The sequence below is a fragment of the Cohnella baijiui genome (assembly GCF_020731285.1).
GTDB lineage: Bacteria > Bacillota > Bacilli > Paenibacillales > Paenibacillaceae > Cohnella.
On sequence record NZ_JAJFOW010000021.1, the window covers coordinates 22,285 to 34,370 of the forward strand.

Below are 12,086 nucleotides of genomic sequence, written 5' to 3' on the forward strand. Positions count from 1 at the left end.
CATGAAGAGGGTGGACATACCGGGACTGGAGCAGGGCTGCGCGCAGCTCGTGATGGGGTCGATGATGCTGAGCGACGAACGGATGGCGTATTCCGCGGGGCTGCTCGATGCGTATTTCGGCATCGGCGGCAACACGATCGACACGGCGCACGTATACGGCCCGAGCGGAGCGCGCGCGATCGGCCAGTGGATGAGGGAGCGAGGCAACCGGGCAGACCTCGTCCTGATCGGCAAAGGCGCGCACCACGACGAGAACGGCCCGCGCGTGACGCAGGAGGCGATGGAGCGGGACCTCGCGGACACGTTCGAGCGCATGCAGACGGACTACGTCGATATTTTCATGCTCCACCGCGACGATCCGGCGCGGCCGGTCGGCGAAATCGTGGAGGCGCTGAACGCGCAGCTCGAAGCGGGGCGCTGTCTTGCGCTGGGCGCGTCCAATTGGACGGCCCGGCGGATTCAGGAGGCCAACGACTACGCGGCCGCGCATGGCTTGACGGGCTTTGCGTGCAACAGCCCGAACCTCAGTCTTGCGAAGCCGAACGAGCCGCGCTGGCCAGGCTGCATTTCCGTTGACGACGATTACGCCGCCTGGCACGCGCGCACGCAGCTGCCGCTGCTGTCCTGGTCTTCGCAGGCGGGCGGATTTTTCACCGGCCGCTTCTCGCCGGAGCGCCGCGACAACGCCGAGGCCGTTCGCGTTTACTACAGCGACGCCAACTGGGAACGGCTCGACCGCGCGCGTTTCCTGGCGGCTCGCAAGGGCGTCGACGCCAACCAGATCGCGCTGGCGTTCGTGCTGCGCCAGCCGTTCCCGACCTGCGCGCTGATCGGCCCCAACGAGACGTCGGAGCTGCTGTCCAGCGCGGGCGCGCTGTCCGTCTCGCTAACCCCGGCCGAGATGCGGTGGTTGGACTTGACGGACGCGGAACTGCATGACGGCGAGTGAAGACGGCAAAATGGATTGAAAAACCAGGGCTGCGGCCCTGGTTTTTTGCAGTTGGGGAGGGGGGGCGATGCCGCCAATCGACGATGTAGGTAGTTTACATACGCACATTCGTCGATTGAAGCTGCCGACCGTCGATGTAGGTAGTTTACATACGCACATTCGCCGAAAGAAGCTGCCGACCGCCGATGTAGGTAGTTTACATACGCACATTCGCCGACAGAAGCTGCCGCCCGCCAATGTAGGTAGTTTACATACGCACATTCGCCGATTACAGCTGCCGACCGCCGAAGTAGGTAGTTTGCATACGCACATTCGTCGATTGAAGCTGCCGACCGCCGATGTAGGTAGTTTACATACGCACATTCACCGAAAGAAGCTGCCGATCGCCGATGTAGGTAGTTTACATACGCACATTTGCCTAAAGAAGCTGCCGACCGCCGAAGTAGGTAGTTTACATACGCACATTCACCGAAAGAAGCTGCCGACCGCCGAAGTAGGTAGTTTACATACGCACATTCGCCGAAAGAAGCTGCCGCCCACCAAAGTAGGTAGCCTACATACGTACATTCGCCGAAAGAAGCTGCCGCCCGCCGATGTAGGTAGTTTACATACGTACATTCGCCGAAATAAGCTGCCGCCCGCGGATGTAGGTAGTTTACATACGCACATTCGCCGAAAGAAGCTGCCGACCGCCAATGTAGGTAGTTTACATACATACATTTGCCTAAAGAAGCTGCCGACCGCCGATGTAGGTAGTTTACATACGCACATTTGCCGAATGAAGCAACTGGCCGCCAAGCTAGGTCGTTTACATACGTACGTTCTAACGGCTTGTAACGACTGCTATCGTCATTCGTTGTTCCTTCCATGTGCCACTTTGCTTTTTAAGGAGAAGGAGTAAAATACCGCAAGCAAACTTAACATGATGCTCAATGCGCCAACCCACCCCAGATTCAAGACGGAAGTTCGGCTCGTCACCCATCCGCCGATTCCGGCTCCGATGGCGATTCCGAGTTGCAGGATGGAATTGTTCAAGCCGAGCGTTAATCCGGACATGGACGGGTCGGGAGACAGGGAGACCAGATAGTACTGTTGCGCAGGCGTTGTCATGTAGGCGGAGCCTATCCATACGGTCAGGAGGAGCAACGCTCCGGCGAAAGTGGCCGCGGCCCAGGGAAGAAGGGCTAAGGCGGCAGCGTGAAGCAGCAAACTGACGAGCAAAATCCGAAAGGCCCCCCAACGATCGGCGCCGTATCCTCCGAAACGCGAGCCCAGTACCGCAAAAAGGCCGGATAGGAAAAGCGCAAAGCTGATTTGCGAATAATTCAAATCGGCGGTCTTTTGAAGGAAGGGGGAGATATAGGTGAACATGGTCTGATAGCCGATGATCCAAAACAACGTGATGAGCAGACTGCTCCCGATTCGCCGATCCCGCAAAGCCGCAAGTTGGGTTTTCAGCGAAACCGATTCAGGAGGCTCCAATTTGGGAAAGAGCACCGCGATTCCGATAATCGGCAAAGTCCCTACTATAAAAATCAGCAAAAAGATGGCGTGCCAGCCCCAATAGTCGCCGATTAGCGTTCCCAAGGGAACCCCGAGAACCAATGCCGCGCTTGCTCCCATCACAATGGTGCCGATCGCGCTTCCGCGCTTTTCCGGGGCCGCCAAACTCGCTCCCGCCGTCAGAGCGATGACGGTAAATACGCCCATGCTTGCCGCTTGAATGATCCGGGAAGCCATGAGAACGGGGAATGAATAGCTGTAAAAGGCGACCAAATTGCCGGCGTTGAACACCGAATAGGAAAGCAGCAGCAGCTTTTTTCGCTCCAGCTTGGAAGTTAGCGACAGCAGAATGGGCGTGCCCACGGCGATGACAATGGCATAGGCGGCCACCAATTGTCCGGCAACGCCGACGGACACATGCAAGTCCCGCGCGATCATGGGCAGGATGCCTGCCACCACGATTTCCGAAGACGCCATGATAAATACGCTAAAAGCAAGCAAATAAACGACTAGGTACTTGTTCATGTACCATTCTCCTCTACGTTTTATTTTGAACGACCGTTAAAGAATGAAGCGCGAAAATACGGCTGATGGCGATGTCCTCTGGAACCGACGAAGTCCCCCAGCTAGGTGGCGATGTCCTCTGGAACCGACGGAGTCCACCAGTTAGGATGTTGGGGGCAGCAAAGCGGGCGATCTGGAGGAGAGTGACAACGACATGCGCGTCCACCCATGATCCGGCAATGGCGAGCGTCCTTGCCCATTTTTGAATGATCACTAAAAAATAGATCAAAAAACATCCGCTTTCAATCGAAGATCGAAAGCGTGACCTTCGCGATGTCCTCTAGAACCGACGGATCCGAAACGGTTTTAGCGGTCACCGTTAATCCCCCTTGGGCGTTGTGCAAATATCGCGCCAGCGCCATCAAATCCGAATGTCGCTTGGGGATATCCCCCTGTTCCTTAGCACGAAGCAATGCCTGGTAATAAGCGAGTTCGCTGCGTGTTCTTTCCTTTTCGATAAATTCGGCAATCTCGGGATCGTGCGGGGCGAGTTCGACGGAAGTATTGAACATGAAGCATCCCTTTTTGCATTCCGAGCGGGCGAGGTCGTCAAGCAAATCGCGAAACACCTTGACGATCGCTTCTTTTCCCGAAGCCGTTTGTTCAAGTGTAGAAATCACCGTGCTTTGGCGCACATAATTCCGAAGCGACGCTAAAAATAAATCCCGCTTGCCTCCATAAGCGTTATAAAGACTTTGAGCCTTGACCCCGAGATGTTGCACCAAATCCTGAATCGATGTGCCTTCATAACCATGCTGCCAGAAGTAATCCGTCGCTTTATCAAGAACCTCCGTCATATCGAACTCTTTGCGCCTGGACAAGATCATCCCTCCCACCAGAATAAGGTAGCATTACTTTAATGACTATTCAAGAAAAATTGAGAAATCAGGTTCGTTTGCGATCGGCATTAGGAACCGGGTCCGCGGCTTCTGCGCGCCAACAGCCAAGCGGCAGCGAGCGCCAACAGGAGCAATCCCGCCGCGCCGCCGAACCACGCGCCCGTATGGGAACGTACTCGTTCGCGCAAGGCGGTCATCGGCGTGCCTTTGCCCCCGGCATACTCCCCCTCGTAAGCGCATTCGACGTAGCTGCCGGAATCCGTCCGCACCGCGATCGCCTGCCGCATATCTTTTTCTTGAATGGCGAAATACGGCGTCCCCTTCGGAAACGTATTCGAAAAGTTGCCGGCATACGTGCCCTCGCGGTCGGAGTAGCGCGTGACTTCGCCGATCCGATCGCCGATCCGGTCCGGCTCCACCAAGGTATCCGTTACCCGGTAGAGATGGCCGTCATAGACGACGAAGCGGAAAGCCCAGTCCGCCGAAGCCGTCGGCGCTTGCGCCAAAAACAACAGGCATACTCCCATCAACCCCAAACGGATGATCCCCCCAAGCAGCGAACGAAACTGTCTCCTCATTCCAGCTTCCTCCTCGTCCAATCCGATCGAAGGGGCGCGAACCGCACCCTCGCGTCCCAGCGCCGGTTGGAGCAAAATGCTCCCTTCAGCTAGGTTCTTCACCCGCAGGTGGAATCGCCCTCAAACCGTCACTTCTAAGACGCACCGGCACCTTCAAGGTTGCAAAAATTCCAATATACTGGGAGTATCTCAACCCCATTCCTTGAACAGGAGGTCTCCGCATGGTCTGGAAAAACGCAGTCTCATCCCGTTCCTTCCTCCGCTTCCTCCTCGTCGCCGCCTTCATCGTGGCCGCTGATACGCTGATCGCCCGCGCGCTGCCGAACGGCCCGGAGGACGATCGCCTGCTCGGGTACGCCATCTTGTTCGACTTCATGCTCGTCATCCCGCTCGCTTATTGGTTTCTCGTCGCCCGCCGGCCGGGCGCAAAAAAGTCCCGCGTGCTGCTGCTTCCCGCCGCCGGCGCCGCGGCGGCCTGGTTCATCCTGCCCACCGCGATGCGGGGGACCGTGTGGCGGACCGCTTGGTACGTCGAGCTCTTGATCATTGCCGTAGAGGCAGCTGTCGTCTTCTACGAAATGCGTGTCGTTTACCTGATCGTCCGCAGCTTCCTTCAGGCGAGACGGGCACAGCCGGATACAGCAGAGGCGCTGCGTGAAGCCGTCGAGCGAACGGCCGGCATCGGCAAACTCGCCTCGATTTGGCTGCACGACATTCTGATGGTTTACTACCTCGTCTTCTCGTGGAGACGCCGTAAGCCCGTCTCGGCCGATGAACCGCACGCGTTTTCGTATCACAGGCACAACAACCACGGCCTGATCCTCGCCATCGTGACGAAGATCCTCGTTTTCGAAGCGGTCGGCGTACACTGGGTTGCGGCGTTGTGGTCGCCCATCGCGGCATGGATTCTGACGGCGGCCAGCGCCTGGATGATCGCCTGGCTGTGGGCGGATTACCGCGCTTCGGTCCTGCAGCCGGTTCGCATCCAAGGCGACCGCCTCCGGCTGCGCTACGGCCTTCGCATACAGGCGGACGTCCCGCTGCGTCGGATCGCGGCCGTGGAGCCGGTTGCGCCGGATACGAAGCTCGATCTCGGCATGCGCCGCATCTCGGCCGAGCCGGTGTTCGGCCAGTCGAACGTCCGCGTGACTTTGCGCGCGCCGCTGCGCGTTTCCGGCTTTTTCTTTTTGCCCCGGGAGGTGATCTACTTGTACCTCTCCCTGGATCATCCCCGCGCCTTTGAAGCTGCGGTGCGTGAGGTGGCCGGTACCGAGATCGAGGCGGGCGAAAAGGCGGACACGGTTTGATACGATGGTCCGATCGGGTTATGATTCGGTAGAGGGCGGAGAGGATCATTCCGAATCGCAGCCTCGAGGAAATCAGGCAGGAGGCAACATTCCATGGACATTTTCGAAGCTATCAAGGGCCGCCGCAGCATCGGTAAAGTCAAATCCGATCCGGTCCCCCGCGAGCTCGTCGAGCAAATCATCGAGGCGGCCGTCTGGGCACCCAATCACTTTCATACGGAACCGTGGAAATTCGTCGTCATGACCGGCGAAGGCCGCCGCACATTGGGCCGCGCCTACGCGGACATCGCGGCGGAAGGCTGGGCGGCCGATATGCCGGCCGACGAGCGGGCCGACCGGATCGCCCGCGAGGAAGCGAAGGCGTTCCGCTCGCCGGTCGTCGTCGCGGCCATTAGCGCGCCGACCGGCGAGCCGCGCGCGATCCTCGCGGAGGAGCGAGCCGCCGCCCATGCCGCGGTGCAAAATCTGCTGCTCGCCGCCCACGCGCTCGGTCTGGGCGCGGTATGGCGGACGGGGGAGCCGGCTTACCACCCGAAGATGCAGGCGGCGTTCGGTCTGGAGGGCCAGGAGGAGGTCGTCGGCCTGGTCTACCTCGGCTATCCCGACATGACGCCGGCACCGGCGAAGCGCGTACCCGGCACGGAAAAGACCGTCTGGCTCGCGTAGCCGGACGGTCCGTCGGTCATCTTTATGCTTGACCGCGCTTGAACGCATGACCGCACGGCAGACCGGCCGCGCGATGTTTGACGGCAGAACGGCATGCCTGCAGGGCAGAACCCTGCGACCAGGAGCCAGCCCCCAAGACGTTTCCTTGCCATCCCCATGGCTGGAAGCGTCTTTTTTTGTCGCGTCCGGGCCTGCATGAACCTGCCGGAGGCGGCGCAACTTATGGGAACGCGGAAGGTTAGGTTGGAGGGGGAGCGAATCATGACGCGGGTATTGACCATTATGGTTGCGGGCGTAGCCCTTATCGCGCTGCTGTTGATCGCGATCAGTCTGTACTTGTACCGTCTAGGCGTCGGCCGCAACCCCAAGGCGTTTCTTCGCACGGACCCGAATATGCCGCAGTTGGAGGAGAGCGCCTGGGAAGCGACACAGCGCTGGTACGAAAGCCAGCCGTTCGAGGACGTCGAGATCCGCTCCGAGGACGATCTTCATCTGCGCGGGCACTTTCTCCCGGCTGACCGTCCTACGGATAAGGTAGCCATTCTGGCTCACGGCTACTCGGGCCAAGGCGAAGACATGGCGGCTTTCGCCCATCTGTACCACGAATCCGGCTACCACGTGCTGATGCCGGACAACCGCGGACACGGCCACAGCGACGGCACCTACATCGGCTTCGGCTGGCATGACCGCAAAGATTATTTGCGCTGGATCGACTACGTGGTCGAGCGGATCGGCGAGCAGGTTCAAATCGTGCTGCACGGCGTATCGATGGGTGGCGGCACCGTCCTCATGGTCTGCGGAGAAACGCTCCCCGAGCAGGTCAAATGCATCATTTCCGACTGCGCCTATAGCTCGGTTACCGGCATCCTGAGCTATCATTTGAAGCAAATGTTCAAATTGCCGTCGTTTCCCTTCATCCCATTAACCAGTCTCATCTGCAAGCTGAGGGCCGGCTTTTTTTTCGGGGAAGCTTCTGCCCTCCGGCAAATCCGCCGGGCGCGCAAGCCGATTCTTTTCATCCACGGGGACTGCGACACGTTCGTTCCGACGAAGATGGTGGAGCAGCTGTTCGAGGCGGCCTCCGGCGAAAAACAAAAGCTGATCGTCCCGAACGCGCAGCACGGCATGTCGTTCGTCACCGACCCGGACGGCTATCGCAATACGGTGTTGGGCTTTATCCGCCGGTATGTGGTTTGACGACCCGGTAAAGCTTCCAGTAGCCGCCGAACGTCATCTCCAGCGCCGCCCAATCCGCTCCTTCTTCGTAAAGGCGCGGGTAACGTTGATTAATGGCGTCAAGGGTCAGCACGGCTTGCGGATTGGGCAGCAGCACATATCCGGCTTGGCTCTTCGCCGGATCCTCCAGCGATTCGGCGAAGTCGCGGTCGCTCGTCACGATGAAGCGCCGCGGGCGGTCGCTGTCCATGACGATCCGGAAGCTGCTGAACGAATCCGTGAGGACGAGCCCTTTCGGCGCCCGATCGTTCAAATAGGCGGCGACCTGCTTGCCCGCCTGCTGCTCGGCGTACAGCTTGCTGCGGTGAAACGCCTCGTATTCGTCGGATGCAACCTTGGGGTCGGTCATGAGCAGCCCCATCACGGCCGCGCTGGCGAGGAAGCCCAGCAGCAGAACGACCGTCCCCGTCCGGCGCAGCTTCAATTGGCCGATCTCGTACGGGAGCCAGGCAGCCAACACCGGAAACGGGTACAGATAGTACCGGATCCAGGCCGCCGATCCTCCTTTCAGAAGCAGCCCGTACTGCATGGCCGGAATCGACAGCACGAGCGCAAGCAGCACGGCGGTGTCTACGCGGAACAGCCTGCGCTCGACGAGCCGCAGAAGCAGGACGAGCAGCAGCGGGATGCTGAAGTAGGACAGCCTGTGTCCGACGAAGAGGGCCGTCTCCCACGGATGGCCTGCCAGCTTGGCGAAGACGGGATTGTCTTTGATCAACTCGGCCTGTCCCAGGTTGCTGTAGGACGAGGTGAGGAAGTATAGCGGGTCGCCCATGATCGTAGCGTTGAAAAAAATCCAGAGCAGCCCCGAAAAGACGACCGGCGCGAGCACCAGCATCCACGTCCCCTCCGTCTCGTGCCAGCGCTCCCGCCGGCTCTCCTCGCTCCGGCGCCAAATCCACAGGCCGACGGCCAGCGCGACGCCCATCCCGAACGTGACCGTCTCGTACCGCGTCCAGAACGCCAGCGCCAGCGCGAAGGCGACGACGAGCAGCGGACGAACTTCCGCCTTCGCCATCCATTGCAGCAGATAAACGACGCAAAGCTGCACGAAGCTGACGAAGACGGCTTCGGTGAGACCGTTTGCCCCGTAGTAAAACATATACGGGTTCAGCGCGTAGAGGAGCGCGAACAGCAGACTGACGCTCCGGCGCAGCCCGAAGACGAGACCGGCCCGCATGAGAAGCGCCGCGGACCAAGCCGTGAACAGGCTGCTGAGCAGGACGGCCGCGAGTCCCGACGAAGCCAGCGGCTTGTAGATCGGGTAGAAGATCAGCGGAACCAACTCGAGCACGCTCGGCAGCGGATTCCACACGAAGCCGATGTTGGCGAGCGCCGGAAAACGGCTGTACAGCACGTAGAAAGCGTTCGCCACGCGGCTCGAGGCATCGCCGGACATAAAGCCGTAGATGTGCGCCAAATAATAGCCCGTCCCCAGCTCCAGCACGAAGACGAGGAGGAAGACCAGGCGGGGCCAGCGGCTTTGGATCGGAGTGGTCATAAAAGCCCCCATTTTCGCCTGAAGCAGGCCTTGATTTTCGTTAGAGCGACGTCTGTCCCGGCATTCCCGCGGGCGGTTCTTCGCCGGTCAGGCCGTGCGTCGTTTTTTCCCAGTAGAAGGGCTTGGTGATTAGCTGAATGCCGGCTTTGACCGCCGCGATGCTGATCAGCACCCAGTAGACCGGCGTCAGCAGCGTGTATTTGACAAGGGAGAATGAAAATGTTTTGTCTTCGGCAAGGCGCATTTCCTTGGTTACCCAATAGAATCCTGCGGTCTGGCTGTAGATGAACAGGAAGTTGCCCACGAACAGTTCGACGGCGGCAAAGTAATAGACCGGTCCGGGGAAGAACATCGGGATGAACGACAGCTTGGCGCCGTACCAGAGCAGGATCATGAGCCAGAACACGGGATTGAGCAGCGGCAGCATCGGCGTGGCGAACACCATGACCTGAAAGCCGAGAAAGCCCTTCGTCCCGAGGTCCCGCCACAGGCGCAGCGGATGGCGCATATGGACGAGCCAAGTCTGCATGTAGCCCTTGATCCAACGCGAGCGTTGGCGGATCCAGTTGCCGTAGCGGCTGTTGGCCTCCTCCCACGTGCGGGAGTCCACGATGGCCGTGTTGTAGCCTTCCTTGTACAGCCGGATGCCCAGATCCGCGTCTTCGGTCACGTTGTACGGGTCCCAGGCGTTGATTTCCTTCAAGGCCTTCATCTTGAAATGGTTGGACGTGCCGCCGAGCGGAATCGGGATATCGAGCTGCATGACGCCGGGAAGCAGCAGCTCGAACCACATGCTGTACTCGTGGGTAAACCAGCGGGTCAGCATATTCTGCTCGCTGTTGAAGTAGTTCAGCTTGGCCTGGATGCAGCAGCACTCGGGCGGACTGCTTTGGAAGGCCAGATGGACCTTCTTGAGCTGGTCGGGATCGGGCCGGTCCTCCGCGTCGTAGATGACCACGTATTCCCCGCGCGCGCGGATCAAGCCGTAGTTGCAAGCCTTGGGCTTCGTCTTCGGCAGGCTGTGCGGAATGACGAGCACCGTGTAGTAGGAAGGCAGCTTCATCGACCGGAGCAGCTCTTGCGCTTCGACGTCGTCCTCCTCGATGAGCAGGCGGACGTCGAGCTTCGCCTTCGGATAATCGAGGCGCTCGATGTTGCGCAGCAGATGCGGAATGACGTTGCTCTCTTTGTACATCGGCACGAGGATCGTATACACCGGCAGCTCGCGCTCGTCGACGGCGGCGATCTCTTCGGGCGCAAACCGCAGTTGGGCGCCGCGCTTCGTTCCGAACAGAATGATCGCAAACTTGATGACGGACATCGTAAAATAGACGAGCTGGACGGCGATATTCAGGACGATAAGCGTCCAGAGCCAGTTCCACGCCAAACAGCCCGCCAATACGAACAGGACGGCGAACAAGACGACTTTCTGACGACGGGTAAAGGTGACGTGCGCCGAATTTTCCGGCTTTTCGGCGATCAGTTTCGAAGTGCTTTCCTGCATCAGCTCCGCTTCATAGACGGACTTCCAGAAAAACTCCATCTCGCCGGCCGTAGCCAGTACTTGTTCGACCGGCATGCCCAAGTACGCTTCGACGGCGCTGCGCCGTTCGTCGTCCAGCGGCTCGCTCACGGCGAGGAGGATGCGGTTCGCGTACCGGTGCACGACGATCGCGCCGAACGAGCGGGCCATCGCTTCGGGCAGTTGGAGCTGGGCGTCGAGACTGATTTCCGTTCCGATCCGCCCGATGCCGTGCTGCGTCGCGATGGCGCGGTACAGCTGCCCGGGCTCCAGCATCTGGAGGGAGAGCAGGATGTCGCCCAGCAAGCCTCCGCTTTTTTGTTGAAAAGAGAGGGCTCTGTCGAGCTGCTCCTGCGTGATATGCCCGGCATCCACCAGCATGTCGCCGAGCCGGCCTTTGGGCGGCTCGGCGCTGAAGAACGGCCGAAGCCGATCCTCGGTCGCAAAGCCCATATCGAGCAAAATATCGCCGAGCCGCCCGCCGTAATCCCGCTGCCGTGTCATCGCCGCGTCCAGCTGCGCCCGCGTGACGACGCGTTCATGGACGAGACGGTCCCCCAGCCGGGCGCGGGGCGCGTCGGCAACGGACGCGTCGGCGGAGGCCGCGGGCGGATTCGTCTGCGCTGTGCGCAACTGGACGATGCGTCCTCGCGTATCCGCGATCTGCCGCTCCAGATCCTTCGCATCCAGATCCATTCGCAGGAGACGGCCGGCATGGTCGGCCTTCACCCGCTCCAGCTCCTGGCGTGCCGACGCCAGGGCGGCCGCCTCCTGCGCCAGTCGCTTGCGCGTCTTGCTCAGGCGCAGGCCCCGAAAAGCAAGTCGAAGTCGTTTCATTCGTCGATCAATCGCCTCTCTTCGGCGAGCGCCGCTATCAGCGCTTCCCGGATCCTCTCGTTCCGCTCGGCGCGCCGGCGGCGTTCGGCCTCGAAGGCTTCTTCTTCCGAAGCGATCGATCGCTTCACGTCCTCGAACTCGGTGCGGAACATCTCGAGCGCCTCTTCCACGCTCCCGGGGTCGTACCCGATGAGGGCATACCGGTGCCTGCGGACGGCCCGCTTTTGTCTCATCGAAGCTTCATCTCCTCGCAGGAAAAGATAAGGGAGCACGCCTAAACCTATCAATATGGAAAGTTTACCCCATGAAAGACGGCGGCGAATAGCAAAAAACAGAGCCGCTCCAAATCGGAGCGGCTCTGTCGCATGGCAGGGCGATTTTCAGGAGGAGGCGGTCTCTTCCCGGTCTGCTTGCTCGTAAGCAATCAAGGTCACCTCGTGACCGTTCGTCTCGCGCAGGCGCTGCTCGAGCTGGCGGATCCGTTCGACGTCTTCCTGCGGGAGGCTGGCAAAGCGGTAAGGCTCGGTTTGCATGCGTCGATCGCGCTCCTTTATCGGGTCGTCTCGTATCTTTCCCAATTAGTA

At 60.0% G+C, this 12,086-nt stretch carries 12 protein-coding genes; 5 read left to right on the forward strand and 7 right to left on the reverse strand.

What is annotated here, in order from left to right:
- Position 1: 1 nt before the first annotated feature.
- Both LKX83_RS18595 and LKX83_RS18600 read left to right on the forward strand, forming a co-directional pair.
- The gene (locus LKX83_RS18595; RefSeq protein WP_227883794.1) at positions 2 to 949 is read left to right on the forward strand and encodes an aldo/keto reductase; all 948 of its coding nucleotides are present in this window, start codon (positions 2 to 4) and stop codon (positions 947 to 949) included.
- Positions 950 to 1,016: 67 nt separating this feature from the next.
- Entirely contained in the window at positions 1,017 to 1,850 is an 834-nt protein-coding gene (locus LKX83_RS18600; protein ID WP_227883795.1) for a hypothetical protein, read from the forward strand.
- Here the strand turns inward: LKX83_RS18600 and LKX83_RS18605 are convergent.
- From LKX83_RS18605 to LKX83_RS18615, 3 genes are all read right to left on the reverse strand, one after another.
- Positions 1,799 to 2,977 carry an MFS transporter gene (locus LKX83_RS18605; RefSeq protein WP_227883796.1) on the reverse strand — a complete coding sequence of 393 codons (1,179 nt, stop codon included), beginning with the start codon at positions 2,975 to 2,977 and terminating at the stop codon, positions 1,799 to 1,801. The two genes, LKX83_RS18600 and LKX83_RS18605, sit on opposite strands and share 52 nt — an antisense overlap.
- 281 nt (positions 2,978 to 3,258) lie before the next feature.
- Positions 3,259 to 3,837, reverse strand: coding sequence for a TetR/AcrR family transcriptional regulator (locus LKX83_RS18610; protein ID WP_227883797.1), 579 nt, complete (start codon positions 3,835 to 3,837; stop codon positions 3,259 to 3,261).
- 86 nt (positions 3,838 to 3,923) lie between these two features.
- The gene (locus LKX83_RS18615) at positions 3,924 to 4,433 is read right to left on the reverse strand and encodes a hypothetical protein (protein ID WP_227883798.1); all 510 of its coding nucleotides are present in this window, start codon (positions 4,431 to 4,433) and stop codon (positions 3,924 to 3,926) included.
- A 221-nt stretch (positions 4,434 to 4,654) separates the two neighbouring features.
- Between LKX83_RS18615 and LKX83_RS18620 the strand changes: the two genes are divergently transcribed.
- The 3 genes from LKX83_RS18620 to LKX83_RS18630 all read left to right on the forward strand — a co-directional run bounded on the left by LKX83_RS18620 (position 4,655) and on the right by LKX83_RS18630 (position 7,603).
- On the forward strand, positions 4,655 to 5,740 hold the full coding sequence (locus tag LKX83_RS18620) for a hypothetical protein (protein ID WP_227883799.1): 1,086 nt from the start codon (positions 4,655 to 4,657) through the stop codon (positions 5,738 to 5,740).
- Between the two features lie 93 nt (positions 5,741 to 5,833).
- Positions 5,834 to 6,406, forward strand: coding sequence for a nitroreductase family protein (locus LKX83_RS18625; RefSeq protein ID WP_227883800.1), 573 nt, complete (start codon positions 5,834 to 5,836; stop codon positions 6,404 to 6,406).
- 261 nt (positions 6,407 to 6,667) lie between these two features.
- Positions 6,668 to 7,603, forward strand: a complete 936-nt coding sequence (locus tag LKX83_RS18630; protein ID WP_227883801.1) for an alpha/beta hydrolase — start codon at positions 6,668 to 6,670, stop codon at positions 7,601 to 7,603.
- Here LKX83_RS18630 and LKX83_RS18635 read toward each other — a convergent pair.
- The 4 genes from LKX83_RS18635 to LKX83_RS18650 all read right to left on the reverse strand — a co-directional run bounded on the left by LKX83_RS18635 (position 7,581) and on the right by LKX83_RS18650 (position 12,035).
- Positions 7,581 to 9,143 carry a glycosyltransferase family 39 protein gene (locus LKX83_RS18635; protein ID WP_227883802.1) on the reverse strand — a complete coding sequence of 521 codons (1,563 nt, stop codon included), beginning with the start codon at positions 9,141 to 9,143 and terminating at the stop codon, positions 7,581 to 7,583. The two genes, LKX83_RS18630 and LKX83_RS18635, sit on opposite strands and share 23 nt — an antisense overlap.
- Positions 9,144 to 9,183: 40 nt before the next feature.
- Positions 9,184 to 11,502, reverse strand: a complete 2,319-nt coding sequence (locus LKX83_RS18640) for a glycosyltransferase family 2 protein (protein WP_370639098.1) — start codon at positions 11,500 to 11,502, stop codon at positions 9,184 to 9,186.
- Positions 11,499 to 11,735 (reverse strand): hypothetical protein, encoded by a 237-nt coding sequence (locus tag LKX83_RS18645; protein WP_227883803.1) that lies wholly within the window; start codon positions 11,733 to 11,735, stop codon positions 11,499 to 11,501. Before LKX83_RS18645 ends, LKX83_RS18640 begins: the two co-directional genes overlap by 4 nt.
- Before the next feature lie 147 nt (positions 11,736 to 11,882).
- Complete coding sequence (locus LKX83_RS18650) at positions 11,883 to 12,035, reverse strand: hypothetical protein (RefSeq protein WP_227883804.1); 153 nt, start codon at positions 12,033 to 12,035, stop codon at positions 11,883 to 11,885.
- Positions 12,036 to 12,086: the final 51 nt, after the last annotated feature.